At 70.0% G+C, this 15175-nt stretch carries 9 protein-coding genes; 3 read left to right on the top strand and 6 right to left on the bottom strand.

All coding sequences use genetic code 11. From position 1 onward, the window contains the following. Window positions 1-5 precede the first annotated feature (5 nt). Entirely contained in the window at window positions 6-1841 is a 1836-nt protein-coding gene (locus tag AB0F13_RS16250; RefSeq protein WP_362081548.1) for a polysaccharide deacetylase family protein, read from the bottom strand. A gap of 531 nt (window positions 1842-2372) precedes the next feature. On the opposite strand from AB0F13_RS16250, the gene AB0F13_RS16245 reads away from it, so the two are divergent. From AB0F13_RS16245 to AB0F13_RS16235, 3 genes are all read left to right on the top strand, one after another. Continuing rightward, the gene (locus tag AB0F13_RS16245) at window positions 2373-3626 is read left to right on the top strand and encodes a glycosyltransferase (protein ID WP_362081545.1); all 1254 of its coding nucleotides are present in this window, start codon (window positions 2373-2375) and stop codon (window positions 3624-3626) included. Between the two features lie 79 nt (window positions 3627-3705). Then, window positions 3706-4914, top strand: coding sequence for a UDP-N-acetylglucosamine 2-epimerase (non-hydrolyzing) (wecB, locus tag AB0F13_RS16240; protein ID WP_362081542.1), 1209 nt, complete (start codon window positions 3706-3708; stop codon window positions 4912-4914). Next, entirely contained in the window at window positions 4911-5576 is a 666-nt protein-coding gene (locus tag AB0F13_RS16235; RefSeq protein ID WP_362081539.1) for a calcium-binding protein, read from the top strand. The genes wecB and AB0F13_RS16235 overlap by 4 nt, the downstream gene beginning before the upstream one ends. 98 nt (window positions 5577-5674) lie before the next feature. On the opposite strand, the gene AB0F13_RS16230 is transcribed toward AB0F13_RS16235, so the two are convergent. The 5 genes from AB0F13_RS16230 to AB0F13_RS16210 form a co-directional block, all read right to left on the bottom strand. Continuing rightward, entirely contained in the window at window positions 5675-7135 is a 1461-nt protein-coding gene (locus tag AB0F13_RS16230; protein WP_362081536.1) for a glutamate synthase subunit beta, read from the bottom strand. Then, a complete protein-coding gene (gltB, locus tag AB0F13_RS16225; RefSeq protein ID WP_362081533.1) occupies window positions 7128-11744 on the bottom strand; it encodes a glutamate synthase large subunit in 4617 nt (1538 codons plus the stop codon). Before gltB ends, AB0F13_RS16230 begins: the two co-directional genes overlap by 8 nt. A gap of 323 nt (window positions 11745-12067) precedes the next feature. Beyond that, entirely contained in the window at window positions 12068-12799 is a 732-nt protein-coding gene (locus AB0F13_RS16220; RefSeq protein ID WP_362081530.1) for a VIT1/CCC1 transporter family protein, read from the bottom strand. Window positions 12800-13046: 247 nt separating this feature from the next. Beyond that, the gene (gene lgt / locus AB0F13_RS16215) at window positions 13047-14057 is read right to left on the bottom strand and encodes a prolipoprotein diacylglyceryl transferase (RefSeq protein WP_362081527.1); all 1011 of its coding nucleotides are present in this window, start codon (window positions 14055-14057) and stop codon (window positions 13047-13049) included. A gap of 145 nt (window positions 14058-14202) precedes the next feature. Beyond that, window positions 14203-15171 carry a helix-turn-helix transcriptional regulator gene (locus AB0F13_RS16210; protein WP_362081524.1) on the bottom strand — a complete coding sequence of 323 codons (969 nt, stop codon included), beginning with the start codon at window positions 15169-15171 and terminating at the stop codon, window positions 14203-14205. Between the last annotated feature and the right edge of the window lie 4 nt (window positions 15172-15175).

Here is a 15175-nt window from a genome sequence, read left to right as displayed (position 1 = left end):
CGCGTTCACTGGGTGAGCGCCGCGGGGGCCACGAAGGTGTAGCCGAGGGCACGGATGCCTTCGACGGTCTGCTTCAGCGGCTCCACGTCGTAGTACGGGTGGTAGAAGAAGCTCGCCACGCCGTCACGGACGGCCAGGTTGGCCTTGGCCGAGGCGATGAGGTCGGCCGGCAGCCGGGCCGGGTGGTTGTTGTAGGGCTCGGGCTCGTAGTTGCCGATGTTCTCGGGGAGCACGGTCGTACCGTAGACGTCCTTCACCGCGTACGGGAAGAACTGGCCGATGTATCGGCTGGGGTTCACCGCTCCGCCGCCGAGGGTTCCCGAGAAGTACAGCGAACGCTCCAGCCGGGCGGTGTAGTTCTGGCCGAAAACCCGGTAGTCGGTGGCGGAGGCCGCGTAGTGCGGGGTCGTCCACAGGGTGGGTTTGGGCAGGCCTGCCGCGGTGAAGGCGGCGAGGGCGGACGTCACCCGTGACTGCGCCCAGACCGTGGAGTCCTCGGCGACCGGCCCGTCGTAGATGACGTTGTTGGAGGCGTCGACGTGGGCCCGGAAGAACTCGAAGTCGTCGCCCGTGACCCCGGTGTAGGGGTTGTTGACGTTCTTGTACTGGTGCGTGTAGCCGTGGTTCATCAGGACGGCGCCGCGCTGGATCATGTACTTCAGCGCCGAGACGACCTCCGGGGCCTGGGCCAGGGTGACCGTCTTCGCCACCCCGTTGTTGTAGACGCCCTTGGGGTCGGTGTACACGGGGATGACGTTGATCCCGAAGGGGACCTTCTGCGAGTACAGGTAGTCGGCCATCGCCCGCAGCTTCGCCGGCTCGGCGTCGGGGCTGATGTCCTCCAGCCGTACGAACGCCCGGTGGCGCTCGGCGGTCGCCGGGCCCAGGCCGTCGAAGAGGAGGTCCTCGAAGGCGATGACGCGGTCGGTCTCGGAGACGTAGGCGAAGGGGATCTCCCCCACGTACGTCAGGTTGCCGGAGCGCAGCGCCCAGGGGAAGGTGGCTCCGCTGTTGGCGTCCTTGGCCTGGGCGAGCTCGGTGATGTCCGGGTAGTCGGGGCCGTCGACGACGGCGGGGTGCAGCACTCCGCCGTCGTAGCCCGTCGGGATCTTCCGGGTCAGCGTCTGGTTCTTGTACCCGACCTGGGTGATGTTGCCGACGTTGCCGTTGGTCTCGAAGAAGGAGTTGGTCGGGTCCCAGCCGTACTTCTTCTTGAAGTTCTCGATGCCGACCGCGTTGGCCATGTTCCAGATGTTGTCGCCGATCCAGTTGACGGGCTTGGTGGTCTTCAGCGCGTCCTGGTAGAAGGCGGCGGGAATGGCGTCGGGGAGGGAACCGCCGTAGTACGTGGAGCCGACGTAGTAGGTGGCGGTGTACTGCTCCACCATGCCCGCGGTGTACGCGGAGACCGGCTTGGAGGTGACGGCGCCGAAGTGGCCGGCGAGGTTGGCGACCGCCATGGCGTAGAGCTCGCCGAGGTGACCGTAGGGGCCGGTGGTGTCGTAGAGGACGAGCGCCGAGGGGCCGGCCGGGGCGGCGAGGGGCTCGGCGGAGGCGGCGGTGACGGCGGCCTTGGTGGCGGGCGCGGGGCTGACGGTGAGGGTGCCGGCGCGGCGCTTGCGGTCGTTCGTCAGGCGGCTGCCGACCCAGGACTTGAGGTCCTGGGTGCTCGCTCCGGAGAGCGAAGCGGAAGCGATGCCCTTGAGGCCGTGCGGAGGCTGGGGCCTGCTGTCCCGGTCTATCGCGGCCTCGGCGCCGGTGGAAAGTGCGACGCCGCCCAACAGGGCGGCGATGAGGGCCAGGATGAGAGAGATCCGGGAAATCCCCGCTCTCCCTCGCATGTTTTCCATTGTTGTTCCCCCCTGGTTGACGAGCTGTTGTCGATTCCGTCCCCGAAGGGTTACAAGCCTCGACAGTTGGCTGATTCTTGTGGCCCTCCAGGAGGGGTGTCAATAGACAACTCCGGTCCAGACCGTGCATTTACTGACAGCCAAATTGGTGCAGACCAAAGGTCACAGCCGTCACACGACCGACTTCAGCAGGCATAACTACCGGTTGGTACACAGAATTTACTGTTCCGATTCAACATCTCTCACCATGAAGGACTGAACAGGTCGTCTGGTCTGATATCTTCCCACCGCACGCCTCAAGCGAGGCGGAATCCGGGGGGAACTCATGTACGGAAAACCCGCTCTGGGGACAGTTCTGCCTTTGGCCGGACTGACGGCAGCCCCAGAAGTTATGCCGGGCATACCCTTTGCCAGGGGACTGCAGGAAGCGGCGGGAGCAGGATTCCTGCTCTACTGCGCGATAGCCGCCGTACTTCTTTCGGCCAAATTCTGGTTCGTGCTCCGAAGCTCCGGTGACCGTTCATGATCACCGAGGTGCTTCTCTGGTCGAGCATTGCCATCATCGTGATGGCGGGCTGCTACAACAGCACCCTCTTCGTCCTGTCCAGACGTCGCGTCCGCCGCGACCGCGGCCCACGCGCGGAACGTCTCTACATCTTTCTCCTCGCCTGTCTGAACGAGGAAAAGGTTCTCGCCGAGAGCCTGGCACGCATCACCGCCCTGCCTGCCGGGAACTTCATGGCCCTGGTCATCGACGACGCCTCCGACGACCGCACGGCAGCCATAGCCCGCGCCGCCGACCCCGACCGGGTCCGGCTGCTGCAGCGGCACCTTCCCAACGCCCGTAAGGGCAAAGGCGCGGCCCTCAACGACGGAATCCGTCACCTGCGGGAATCCGGCCTTCTCGACGGTCGCGACCCGAGCGACGTCATCGTCTGCGTCGTCGACGCGGACGGCCGGCTCGATCCCCACGTCGTCCAGGCGGTCGACCCCTACTTCGACGACCCGCGCACCGGCGCCACCCAGGTCGGCGTGCGCATGTACAACCGGCACCTGGGCCTGCTCGCCCGGCTCCAGGACATGGAATTCGTCATCTACGGCGACATCTTCCAGTCCGCCCGCCGCTACTTCGGCAGCGTCGGCATGGGCGGCAACGGCCAGTTCATGCGGCTCTCCGCGCTGGACACCCTCAGCGGCGAGAGCGGCAGGGGCCCCTGGAGCGACTCCCTGACCGAGGACCTCGACCTCGGGGTGCGCCTCATCGCCCGCGGCTGGACCAATCAGCACTGCACCACCGCCGCGGTCTCCCAGCAGGCCGTGCTCGACGTCCGCCGGCTGGTGCGCCAGCGCTCCCGCTGGTTCCAGGGTCATCTGCAGTCGGCCGGTCTGGTCCCGCTGATCCTGCGCGACGTGCCCACCAAGGCCGCCGTGGACCTGCTGTACCACCTCTCCAGCCCGGTGCTGATCCTGCTCACCTCGCTGCTGCCGCTGTCCTTCCTTGTCGCCATGGCGGGCACCGTCATCGGCTCCATCCAGGCCGGACACCCGCTGATCTCGCCCATGTGGATCCTCGGCCCGTACGTACTGTCCTTCACCGCGGCGTACGGCTACGGCTGGGTCTACTCCCGGCGCGAGCGGGGGCTCGGGCTCGTGCGCGCGATCCTGCTCTCCCACCTCTTCGTCCTCTACGGCTACATCTGGTTCGCCGCCGGATGGTGGGGCCTGTGGCGCATGCTCACGGGCAAGCAGACCTGGCTCAAGACCGCGCGCACCTGACGCCGCACGGTTCAGCGGATCCGGCACTCCGCTCCTCAAAAACCCGTCAGCCACGCACAGGCACCTCCAAGGGAGACCCATGTCCCCGAACGTCATCACCACGCCCGTACGCGCCATGCTCGTCCTGGGCACCCGCCCCGAAGCCATCAAGCTCGCGCCCGTGGCCCGCGCCATGGCCGCCTCACCGCTCTTCGACCCCGTCGTCGTCACCACCGGTCAGCACCGCGAGATGCTGCACCAGATGCTGGACCTCCTCCAGGTGGAGGTGCGCGTCGAGCTCGACGTCATGCGGGAGCGTCAGGAACTCTCCACGCTGACCGCCCGGCTGGTGGACGGGCTGGGCGAGGTCGTCCGCCAGGAGCGCCCCGACGTCGTCGTCGTGCAGGGCGACACCACCTCCGCGCTCACCGGCGCCCTCGCCGCCTTCTACGAGCACATCCCCGTCGCCCACGTCGAGGCCGGGCTGCGCACCGGAGTACTGGACAACCCGTTCCCCGAGGAGCTCAACCGCCGTCTCATAGGGCGCATGGCGCGCTGGCACTTCGCGCCCACCCCGCGCGCGGCCGGGCACCTGACCGCCGAAGGGGTACCGGACGCCGAGGTGTTCGTCACCGGCAACACCGTCATCGACAACCTGCTGTGGGTCCTCGACCAGGACGCCGGCACCGACCTCTTCCGCACGGACCTGCGGCGCGTCCTGGTCACCCTGCACCGCCGCGAGAACCAGGGCGAGAAGATGCGGGCCATGGGCAGGGCCCTGCGGCAGCTCGCCGACCGGGGTGACGTGGAACTCGTGCTGCCGCTGCACAAGAGCCCCGCCGTCCGCGAGGCGCTGCTGCCCGAGCTGAGCGAACACCCGCACATCCGCGTCGTCGAGCCGCTGGGCTACGCCGACTTCTCCGCCACGCTCGCCGGCTGTGACCTCGTACTGACCGACTCCGGCGGCATCCAGGAGGAGGCCCCGAGCCTGGGCAAGCCGGCCCTGGTGCTGCGGACCACCACCGAGCGGCCCGAGGCCGTCGAGGCGGGCGCGGCCAGGCTGGTCGGCACCGAGCCGCAGGCCATCCTCGACGCGGCCGTACGCCTGCTGGACGACGAGGCGGAGTACGAGCGGATGGCGACGGCCGGCAACCCCTTCGGTGACGGGCACGCCACGGACCGCATCGTGGCGCAACTGGCCGAGGACTTCGGCGCGGACGCCGACGCGGTGCCCGTGGCAGGTCGATGTAGCGCCGATGGCGTGATCGTCCCACAGCCCGACGGTCCGGGGTCATACTCGACGGCATGACGAGAGATCGCCGGCTTCTCGCCCTCGCCCTGCTCACAGCCGCCGTGGTGGCGGGTATCGCACTGGCCGTGAGCAGCATGTGGGAAGACAGTGGAGAGCCGGCGACGCCATGGTCCGAAGGATCGGTCCACGGCCCCTGGAGGTCGGTCTTCAACGGCCACGGCGAGAACATCGGCCGCCACGACGGCCTGGCCCTCTCCCCCAAGCCCGCACAGGTGCCGGAGGAGACACACGCCGGTCTGATCGTCTCCACCGAGCAGTACGGGGACGTGGACTACCGGGCGCGGATGCGCACGGTCGCCCAGCTGCGCACGCCCGAGCCCAACCCGTGGGAGGTTCCGTGGCTGGTCTGGGGCTACACGGACCCGGAGCACTTCTACTACGTCACGCTCAAGCCCAACGGCTGGGAGCTGGGCAAGCGCGACCCCGCCTACCCCGGCGGGCAGCGGTTCCTGGCGACCGGCGGTGAGCGGTTCCCGGTCGGCAAGTGGTCGGACGTGCGGGTCGGGCAGCGCGGGACGCAGATAGAGGTGAGCGTGAACGGGCGGGGGCTGGTGGCCTACGAGGACAAGGAGCGCCCGTATCTGCGGGGCAACGTCGGGGCGTACACGGAGGACGCCCGGGTGGTGTTCAGCGACGTGTCCGTGCACGCCGCCGATTGACCGTTCTTGCGGCCGCAGCGCCCCATGGAACGGCGCCTGCCTCGGCCGGGGGGTGAGGCAGGCGCCGGGTCCGGCGGGCCGCTCGCGGCGGCCGGGGGTCAGACGCTGAGCGCGCGGTCCGTCGGCCTGACGGGGGCCGGCAGGGTGCTGGTCCCGGTCAGGTAGCGGTCCACGCCACGGGCGGCGGAGCGGCCCTCGGCGATGGCCCAGACAATGAGCGACTGGCCGCGGCCGGCGTCGCCGGCGACGAACACGCCGGGCACGTTGGTGGCGTACTCGGCGTCGCGGGCGATGTTGCCGCGCTCGTCCAGTTCCAGGCCGAACTGCTCGATGAGACCGTTCTGCCGGTCGGTGCCGGTGAAACCCATCGCGAGGGTGACGAGCTGGGCGGGGATGCGACGCCCGGTACCGGGCTTCTGCTCCAGCTTGCCGCCGGTGAACTCGACCTCGACGAGGTGCAGCCACTGGACGTTGCCGTCCGCATCGCCCTCGAAGTGAGTGGTGGAGACCGAGTAGACGCGCTCGCCGCCCTCCTCGTGGGCCGAGGTGACCTTGTAGAGCATGGGGAAGGTCGGCCAGGGCTGGTTCGCGTTCCGCTCCTCCCCCGGCCTGGGCATGATCTCCAGCTGGGTGACGGAGGCCGCGCCCTGGCGGTGGGCGGTGCCGACGCAGTCGGCGCCGGTGTCGCCGCCGCCGATCACGACGACGTGCTTGCCCTCGGCGGTGATCGGGGAGACCGTCAGGTCGCCCTCCTGCACCTTGTTGGCCGGCGGCAGGTACTCCATCGCGAAGTGGATGCCGCCCAGCTCACGGCCGGGCACCGGCAGGTCGCGGGAGGTGGTGGCGCCCGCGGCGATGACGACGGCGTCGTAGCGCCCCCGGAGCTTGGCGGCGTCGATGTCGCGGCCGATCTCCACCTCGGTGCGGAACTTGGTGCCCTCCGCGCGCATCTGCTCGATGCGGCGGTTGATGTGGCGCTTCTCCATCTTGAACTCGGGGATGCCGTAGCGCAGCAGCCCGCCGATGCGGTCGGCGCGCTCGTAGACGGCGACCGTGTGACCGGCCCGGGTCAACTGCTGGGCGGCGGCCAGGCCGGCGGGACCGGAGCCGATGACGGCGACGGTCTTGCCGGAGAGCCGCTCGGGCGGCTGCGGGGTGACGTCGCCGGCCTCCCACGCCTTGTCGATGATGGTGACTTCGACGTTCTTGATGGTGACGGGCTGCTGGTTGATGCCGAGCACGCACGCCGATTCGCAGGGCGCGGGGCACAGGCGGCCGGTGAACTCGGGGAAGTTGTTGGTCGCGTGCAGCCGCTCGCTGGCGGCGGCCCAGTCCTCGCGGTAGGCGTAGTCGTTCCACTCGGGGATGAGGTTTCCGAGCGGGCAGCCGTTGTGGCAGAAGGGGATGCCGCAGTCCATGCAGCGGCTCGCCTGCTTGGAGATGACCGGCAGCAGGGAGCCGGGGACGTACACCTCGTTCCAGTCGCGGACGCGTTCGGCGGCGGGTCGGGTGCGGGCGCCCTCGCGGTCGGTGGTCAGAAAGCCCTTCGGGTCAGCCATGGGTCGCCGCCTCCATCATCTTCCGGTGGGTCTCGGTCTCGGAGAGACCGGCTCGCTCGGCGGCGTCCTTGGCGGCGAGCACTGCCTTGTACGTGGTCGGCATGACCTTGCTGAAGCGGGTCACGGCCGTGTCCCAGTCGGCGAGGAGGGCCGCCGCGACGGTGGAGGCGGTCTCCTCGTGGTGGCGGCGCACCACGTCGTGCAGCCACTGCCGGTCCTCCGCGTCGAGGGTGTCGACGGCGTGGGCCAGCTCCTTGTTGACGTCGGCGGGGTCCAGGTCGAGGACGCAGGCGACGCCGCCGGACATGCCGGCCGCGAAGTTGCGCCCGGTGGAGCCCAGGACGACGGCCCGGCCGCCGGTCATGTACTCGCAGCCGTGGTCACCGACGCCTTCGGAGACGACGGTGGCACCGGAGTTGCGGACGCAGAACCGTTCGCCGACGCTGCCGCGCAGGAACATCTCGCCGCCGGTGGCGCCGTAGGCGAGGGTGTTGCCGGCGATGGTGGAGTACTCGGCGAGGTGGTCGGCGCCGCGGTCGGGGCGCACGACGATGCGGCCGCCGGAGAGGCCCTTGCCGACGTAGTCGTTGGCGTCGCCCTCCAGGCGCAGGGTGATGCCGCGCGGCAGGAAGGCGCCGAAGGACTGGCCGGCGGAGCCGGTGAAGGTGATGTCGATGGTGTCGTCGGGGAGGCCTGCGCCGCCGTACTTCTTGGTCACCTCGTGGCCGAGCATGGTGCCGACGGTGCGGTTGACGTTGCGGATGGGCAGCTGGGCGCGGACGGGCTGGGCCTCCTCGGCGCCGACGGTGTTGAGGGCGTCGGCGGCGAGCTTGATCAGCTGGTTGTCGAGCGCCTTGGCCAGGCCGTGGTCCTGGGCGGTGGTGCGGTGGCGGACGGCGCCCGCGGGCAGGTCCGGCACGTGCAGGAGCGGTTCGAGGTCGAGGCCCTGGGCCTTCCAGTGGCTGACGGCCTTGGCGGTGTCGAGGAGCTGGGCCTGGCCGACGGCCTCCTCGAGGGTGCGGAAGCCGAGTTCGGCGAGGAGCTCGCGGACCTCTTCGGCGATGAACTCGAAGAAGTTGACGACGTGTTCGGCCTTGCCGTTGAACCGCTCGCGCAGGACGGGGTTCTGGGTGGCGATACCGACGGGGCAGGTGTCCAGGTGGCAGACGCGCATCATGACGCAGCCGGAGACGACCAGGGGTGCGGTCGCGAAGCCGAACTCCTCGGCGCCGAGGAGCGCGGCGATCAGGACGTCGCGGCCGGTCTTGAGCTGGCCGTCGGCCTGGACGACGATGCGGTCGCGCAGCCCGTTGAGCAGCAGGGTCTGCTGCGTCTCGGCGAGGCCCAGCTCCCAGGGGCCGCCCGCGTGCTTCAGGCTCGTCAGCGGGGAGGCGCCGGTGCCGCCGTCGTGGCCGGAGATGAGGACGACATCGGCGTGGGCCTTGGAGACGCCCGCCGCGACCGTGCCGACGCCGACCTCGGAGACCAGCTTCACGTGGATGCGGGCCGCGGGGTTGGCGTTCTTGAGGTCGTGGATGAGCTGGGCGAGGTCCTCGATGGAGTAGATGTCGTGGTGCGGGGGCGGCGAGATCAGGCCGACACCGGGGGTGGAGTGGCGGGTCTTCGCGACCCAGGGGTAGACCTTGTGGCCGGGCAGCTGGCCGCCCTCGCCGGGCTTGGCGCCCTGGGCCATCTTGATCTGGATGTCGTCGGCGTTGACCAGGTATTCGCTGGTCACGCCGAAGCGCCCGGAGGCCACCTGCTTGATGCTGGAGCGGCGGGTGGGGTCGTAGAGGCGGTCGGGGTCCTCGCCGCCCTCGCCGGTGTTGGACTTGGCGCCCAGCCGGTTCATGGCGATGGCGAGGGTCTCGTGGGCCTCCTGGGAGATGGACCCGTAGGACATGGCGCCGGTGGAGAAGCGCTTGACGATCGCGCTGACCGGCTCGACCTCCTCCAGGGGGATCGAGGGGCGGTCGGACGTGAACGAGAACAGCCCGCGCAGGGTCATCAGCCGCTCGGACTGCTCGTCCACGCGCCGCGTGTACTGCTTGAAGATGTCGTAGCGGCGGGCACGGGTGGAGTGCTGGAGCCGGAAGACGGTGTCGGGGTCGAACAGGTGCGGCTCGCCCTCGCGGCGCCACTGGTACTCGCCGCCGATGTCGAGGCGGCGGTGGCTGGCGGGGACGCCGGTGACGGGGTAGGCCTTGGTGTGCCGGGCGGCGACCTCCTGGGCGACGACGTCCAGGCCGGCGCCGCCGATCTTGGTGGCGGTGCCGTGGAAGTAGGTGTCGACGAAGTCCTGCTCCAGGCCGACGGCCTCGAAGACCTGCGCGCCGCGGTAGGAGGCGACGGTGGAGATGCCCATCTTGGACATGACCTTCAGGACGCCCTTGCCGAGCGCCTTGATGAGGTTGCGGATGGCGTCCTCGGGGGCCAGGTCCGGCAGGAACGTCCCTGCACGGACGAGGTCCTCGACGGACTCCATGGCCAGGTACGGGTTCACGGCCGCCGCGCCGTAACCGATGAGCAGCGCGACGTGGTGGACCTCGCGGACGTCACCGGCCTCGACCAGCAGGCCCACCTGGGTGCGCTGCTTGGTGCGGATGAGGTGGTGGTGGATGGCCGAGGTCAGCAGCAGGGACGGGACGGGCGCGTGCTCGGCGTCGGAGTGCCGGTCGGAGAGCACGATGAGGCGGGCGCCGTCGGCGATGGCGGCATCGGTCTCGGCGCACATCGCCTCCAGGCGGGCGGCGAGGGCCCCGCCGCCGCCGGAGACCCGGTAGAGGCCGGAGAGGGTCGCGGCCTTCAGGCCCGGCAGGTCGCCGTCGGCGTTGATGTGGATGAGCTTGGCGAGCTCGTCGTTGTCGATGACCGGGAACGGCAGGGTGACGCTGCGGCAGGAGGCGGCGGTCGGGTCCAGCAGGTTGCGCTGCGGGCCGAGGGAGGAGATCAGCGAGGTGACGAGCTCCTCGCGGATGGCGTCCAGCGGGGGGTTGGTGACCTGCGCGAAGAGCTGGGTGAAGTAGTCGAAGAGCAGCCGCGGCCGCTCGGACAGGGCCGCGATCGGCGAGTCCGTACCCATCGAACCGATGGGCTCCGCACCGGCCTTGGCCATGGGGGCGAGGATGACGCGCAGCTCTTCCTCGGTGTAGCCGAAGGTCTGCTGGCGGCGGGTGACCGAGGCGTGGGTGTGCACGATGTGCTCGCGCTCGGGGAGGTCGGCGAGCTCGACGAGCCCGGCCTCCAGCCACTCCTGGTAGGGCTGCTCGGCGGCGAGGGCGGCCTTGATCTCGTCGTCCTCGATGATGCGGTGGGCGCCGGTGTCGACGAGGAACATCCTGCCGGGCTGTAGGCGGCCCTTGCGGACGACCCGGGCGGGGTCGATGTCGAGGACGCCGACCTCGGAGGAGAGCACGACCAGGCCGTCGTCGGTGACCCAGTAGCGCCCGGGGCGCAGTCCGTTGCGGTCGAGCACGGCGCCGACGACGGTGCCGTCGGTGAAGGTGACGCAGGCCGGGCCGTCCCAGGGCTCCATCAGGGTGGAGTGGTACTGGTAGAAGGCGCGCCGGGCCGGGTCCATGGAGGCGTGGTTCTCCCAGGCCTCGGGGATCATCATCAGCACGCTGTGCGGCAGGGAGCGCCCGCCGAGGTGGAGCAGCTCCAGGACCTCGTCGAAGGAGGCGGAGTCGGAGGCGTCGGGGGTGCAGACGGGGAAGATCCGGTCGATGTTCGCGTCGTCCCCGAAGAGGGGGCCGGCCAGCTGGGACTCCCGGGCCCGCATCCAGTTGCGGTTGCCCTTGACCGTGTTGATCTCGCCGTTGTGTGCGACGAAGCGGTAGGGGTGGGCGAGCGGCCAGCTCGGGAACGTGTTGGTGGAGAACCGGGAGTGCACGAGCGCGATGGCGCTGGCGCAGCGGCGGTCGGAGAGGTCCGGGAAGAACGGCTCCAGCTGCCCGGTGGTGAGCATGCCCTTGTAGACGATGGTGCGGGCGGAGAGCGAGGGGAAGTACGTGTCCGCCTCGCGCTCGGCGCGCTTGCGCAGGACGAAGGCCTTGCGGTCGAGGGCGAGGCCGGAGGCCTTGCCGCCGGTGCCGGCATTGGCATGGGCATTGGCGCCGGCATTGGTGCCGGCATTGGCGCTGGTGCCGGCATCGGCGACGAACAGCTGCCGGAAGGCGGGCATGGTGGCCCGCGCGCCGGCTCCGAGCAGGTCGGGGGCGACGGGGACGGCGCGCCAGCCGAGGACGGCGAGGCCTTCCTCGGCGGCGATCGTCTCGATCTGCGAGACGGCGGTGGCCGCCTCGTGGTCGTCCGCGGGGAGGAAGGCGATGCCGACGGCGTACGCACCCGCCTCGGGGAGCTCGAATCCGGCGCTCTCGCGCAGGAAGGCGTCCGGAACCTGCATCAGGATGCCCGCGCCGTCGCCGGAGTCGGGGTCGGAGCCGGTGGCGCCGCGGTGCTCCATGTTGCGCAGGACGGTGAGTGCCTGCTCCACGAGCTCGTGGCTCGCCTCGCCGGTGAGAGTCGCGACAAAGCCGACGCCACAGGCGTCGTGCTCATTGCGCGGGTCGTACATCCCCTGCGGGGCGGGGTGGGATGCGTGGCGCATCGGCGCTCCCGTCGTCGTCTGGCAGTCATGGCGTGATGCATGTGCCGAGGGACGACGCTGGCCCTCCGCTGAAGAAAGGTGGTGCGAGCTACAGGATGGAACGTTCTCCGAAATATGGAAGACACATTCCAGCATGTGGACGCCGGGTGCCGTACGAACGTGGCGTGAGGCGCTCCGGAAACCGCGGGATCACCCGGTCCGGCCGCACCGGACGGAAGCGCGGAGCGGGCGGCGTTGCCCGCTGCGCTACCGGATTGTGCCCGGCCGCTCAGGCCCTGAAACCGCGAGGAAATGTACGCGTTATACGGCTGGCCGCATAAGCATCACCCGACAGCGGTGCCGAAGGCAATACCGAGGAGGTATGTCACACCCGCCGCGGCCCCGCCGAGCACCAGCTGCCGCAGCCCGCTGAACCACCAGGACCGGGCCGTCACGCGCGCCACGACCGCCCCGCAGGCGAACAGCCCGAGCAGCGCCAGCAGCACCGCCGGCCACAGCTCGGTCGCACCGAGCAGGTACGGCAGTACGGGCAGGAGCGCGCCCAGCGCGAAGGAGCCGAAGGATGACACGGCGGCGACGGTGGGCGAGGGCAGGTCGGAGGGGTCGATGCCCAGCTCCTCGCGGGCGTGGATCTCCAGCGCCTGCTCCGGGTCCTTCGACAGCTGCCGGGCGACCTCACGCGCCAGCTCCGGCTCGACGCCACGCGACTCGTACAGCGCGGCGAGCTCCTCCAGCTCGTCCGCCGGGTGCTTGCGCAGCTCGCGCCGCTCCACGTCCAGCTCGGCGAGGACCAGCTCGCGCTGCGAGGCGACGGAGGTGTACTCGCCGGCCGCCATGGAGAACGCGCCCGCCGCGAGCCCGGCGAGTCCGGCTATGACGATCGCATCGGACGAGGCGGAACCGCCGGCGACGCCCGTCATCAGCGCGACGTTGGAGACCAGTCCGTCCATGGCCCCGAACACGGCGGGCCGCAGCCAGCCACCGTTCACATCGCGGTGCGTGTGGTTGTCGCGATGGGCGGCGTGTGTCGCCGCGGCCGTATCCAGGACAGCCATTTCTCCGAGCGCTCCCTTCCCCAGGGGTACGGGCCCGTCGCCCCACCCCTCCATGACTCGAAGGTACGCACGAATGGGGGTGATCCGCTAGCAAGGAAGGCCGAACTTACCTCGCTGACCTGCAGTTTTGCACAGAGGTGCGCAAAAATTCCACGGGGGGGGCGCCTGCCGGAACGACGTGAGGCCCCCACGGCGGGATCCGCCGTGGGGGCCTCACGCGACGTGGACGCGTGAACGCGTCCACGCGTCAGAGCTTTTTCGTCTCCGTAGCCTTCGTCTCCTCCGGCTTGGGGCTCGCGCCGGGATCGGGGGCGGCGGGCTTGACGGGAACGGCGGGCTCGGCAGGCTCGCCACCCTTGGCGGGCTCGGCGGGCTCGGCGCCCGTCTTGTCGCCGTCTTCGGCGCCCTCGGTCTCCTCGGCGGCCTCGACGTCCTCGGCGGCGCCGGGCTCCACCACGAGCTCCCGCCCGGGGACCCTCTTCGTGGAGATGACCATGTAGGCCACCGCCGCGAGGAAGACCAGGATCGACGTCCAGCCGTTCAGCCGGAGGCCCAGCACGTGGTGGGCCTCGTCAACGCGCAGGTACTCGATCCAGAAGCGCCCGACGGTGTAGGCGGCGACGTACAGGGCGAAGGCCCGCCCGTGCCCGAGCTTGAACTTCCGGTCCGCGAAGATCACCAGCGCCGCGACGCCCAGGCACCACAGCGACTCGTAGAGGAACGTGGGGTGGTACGTACCGGCGACGCGCCCGATCTCCGGATTGGCGTCGATCTTCAGCGCCCACGGCAGGTCCGTGGCCTTGCCGTAGAGCTCCTGGTTGAACCAGTTGCCCCAGCGCCCGATGGCCTGCGCCACCGCGAGCCCGGGCGCGACGGCATCCGCCCAGGCCGGCAGCGGGATCCCCCGGCGCCGGCACCCGATCCACGCACCCACCGCACCGAGCGCGACCGCGCCCCAGATGCCGAGCCCGCCTTCCCAGATCTTGAAGGCGTCCACCCAGTTCCGGCCGGCACCGAAGTACAGCTCGTAGTCGGTGATCACGTGGTACAGCCGCCCACCGACGAGCCCGAAGGGCACCGCCCACACGGCGATGTCGGCCACCGTCCCGGCCTTGCCACCGCGCGCCACCCAGCGCCGGTTGCTGAGCCAGACGGCGACGAAGACGCCGATGATGATGCAGAAGGCGTAGCCGCGCAGCGGGACCGGCCCGAGGTGGACGACGCCGGTGGAGGGACTGGGGATGTATGCGAGATTCATGGCGGCTACGAACCTACCCTGTCATGCCGTCGAGTCCCAGAGCGGCGGCCTCGGGGCCCTTTACTCACGGTGACACCACCGGGTGCGCGGTCATGATCACCAATCTCCAAGCGACGAGCTGGGGAGCGCTCGCCGAGTTCGACGGTCAGCGCGCTTCCACGGCCCTACGCAACGCTTCCCGGTGCTCTTGTGTCCAGGCGGCACCCTGCTGGTCCGCCGGCAGCGCGACCAGTCCGGCAGAGAAGTGATCGGCGGCCTCGTCATAGCGCCTCAGCTCCAGGGTGCACAGCCCCATGTTCAACCTGTTGAACTCCGGGGTCAGCCAGTAGGCGGTCTCGGGCGGCGGTACGGCAGCGGCCAGGTCCGAAAGCCGTTCGGCCCTCTCGGCCACCCTCAACGCCTGATCGACTTCCCCGAGAGCCGCCAGCCCGGCTGCCGACTGCAGCAAGTCGCCCAACTGCTGAGCAGGGTGCGCGCCCGGCGTGTGCGCGGCTGCCGAATACCACCGGGCGACTCCCTGATGCCGCCCCTGACGACGCGCGAGATACCCGCGGAAGTTCAAGGCCTGTGCGGCAAGCGTGCCGTCCTCGATGACATCCGCCAATTCCAGCGCCTGAGTCAGCAGCAGTACAGCCTCGTCGTCCCGGCGCACCTGGGCCAGCATCCACCCGGCGAACTGGGCGAACTCCGATGCGACCGCCGTCAATTCCTCTCGATGCCGCCCCCGGGCGCCCTTGAGCATACGGGTGACGTCACCGACGTGCATGAGGGTGGCCGGGATGACCGAGTCGGGGCTGAGAACATCGTCCAACCGCCGGTAGGCAGCCAGCACACGGCTCAGGGCGTCAACGGTTCCCGCGTCCACGCGGGAGGGCTGTGCGGTGCTGCGGGCGACTCGCGACCGATCGTCGTCATTGAGCACCACTGCAAACAGCGCTCCCCCTGCCCCAACCAGCCGGTCCAACGCCTCCGCCAGCTTCAGGGAAGGCTGCTGCTTACCGTTGAGTACCCGGGAGAGATAGGCCAAGTCGTAGTTGATCGCGCGGGCTGCGGCCCCCATCGAGTAGCCACTGTCCCGCAGTGCACGACGGGCAAGGTCAGCGAAGTCGCTCACGGTG

The organism is Streptomyces sp. NPDC026206 (genome assembly GCF_040638465.1).
Taxonomy (GTDB): Bacteria; Actinomycetota; Actinomycetes; order Streptomycetales; family Streptomycetaceae; genus Streptomyces.
This window is presented reverse-complemented; position numbering and strand designations above follow the sequence as displayed.

What these genes read in the sequence shown, in the direction of transcription:
- AB0F13_RS16235 (WP_362081539.1), top strand. Translation starts at nt 4,911, where the DNA reads ATGACGAGAGATCGCCGGCTTCTCGCCCTCGCCCTGCTCACAGCCGCC.
- AB0F13_RS16230 (WP_362081536.1), bottom strand. Translation starts at nt 7,135, where the DNA reads ATGGCTGACCCGAAGGGCTTTCTGACCACCGACCGCGAGGGCGCCCGC.
- wecB (WP_362081542.1), top strand. Translation starts at nt 3,706, where the DNA reads ATGTCCCCGAACGTCATCACCACGCCCGTACGCGCCATGCTCGTCCTG.
- gltB (WP_362081533.1), bottom strand. Translation starts at nt 11,744, where the DNA reads ATGCGCCACGCATCCCACCCCGCCCCGCAGGGGATGTACGACCCGCGC.
- lgt (WP_362081527.1), bottom strand. Translation starts at nt 14,057, where the DNA reads ATGAATCTCGCATACATCCCCAGTCCCTCCACCGGCGTCGTCCACCTC.
- AB0F13_RS16220 (WP_362081530.1), bottom strand. Translation starts at nt 12,799, where the DNA reads ATGGCTGTCCTGGATACGGCCGCGGCGACACACGCCGCCCATCGCGAC.
- AB0F13_RS16250 (WP_362081548.1), bottom strand. Translation starts at nt 1,841, where the DNA reads ATGCGAGGGAGAGCGGGGATTTCCCGGATCTCTCTCATCCTGGCCCTC.
- AB0F13_RS16245 (WP_362081545.1), top strand. Translation starts at nt 2,373, where the DNA reads ATGATCACCGAGGTGCTTCTCTGGTCGAGCATTGCCATCATCGTGATG.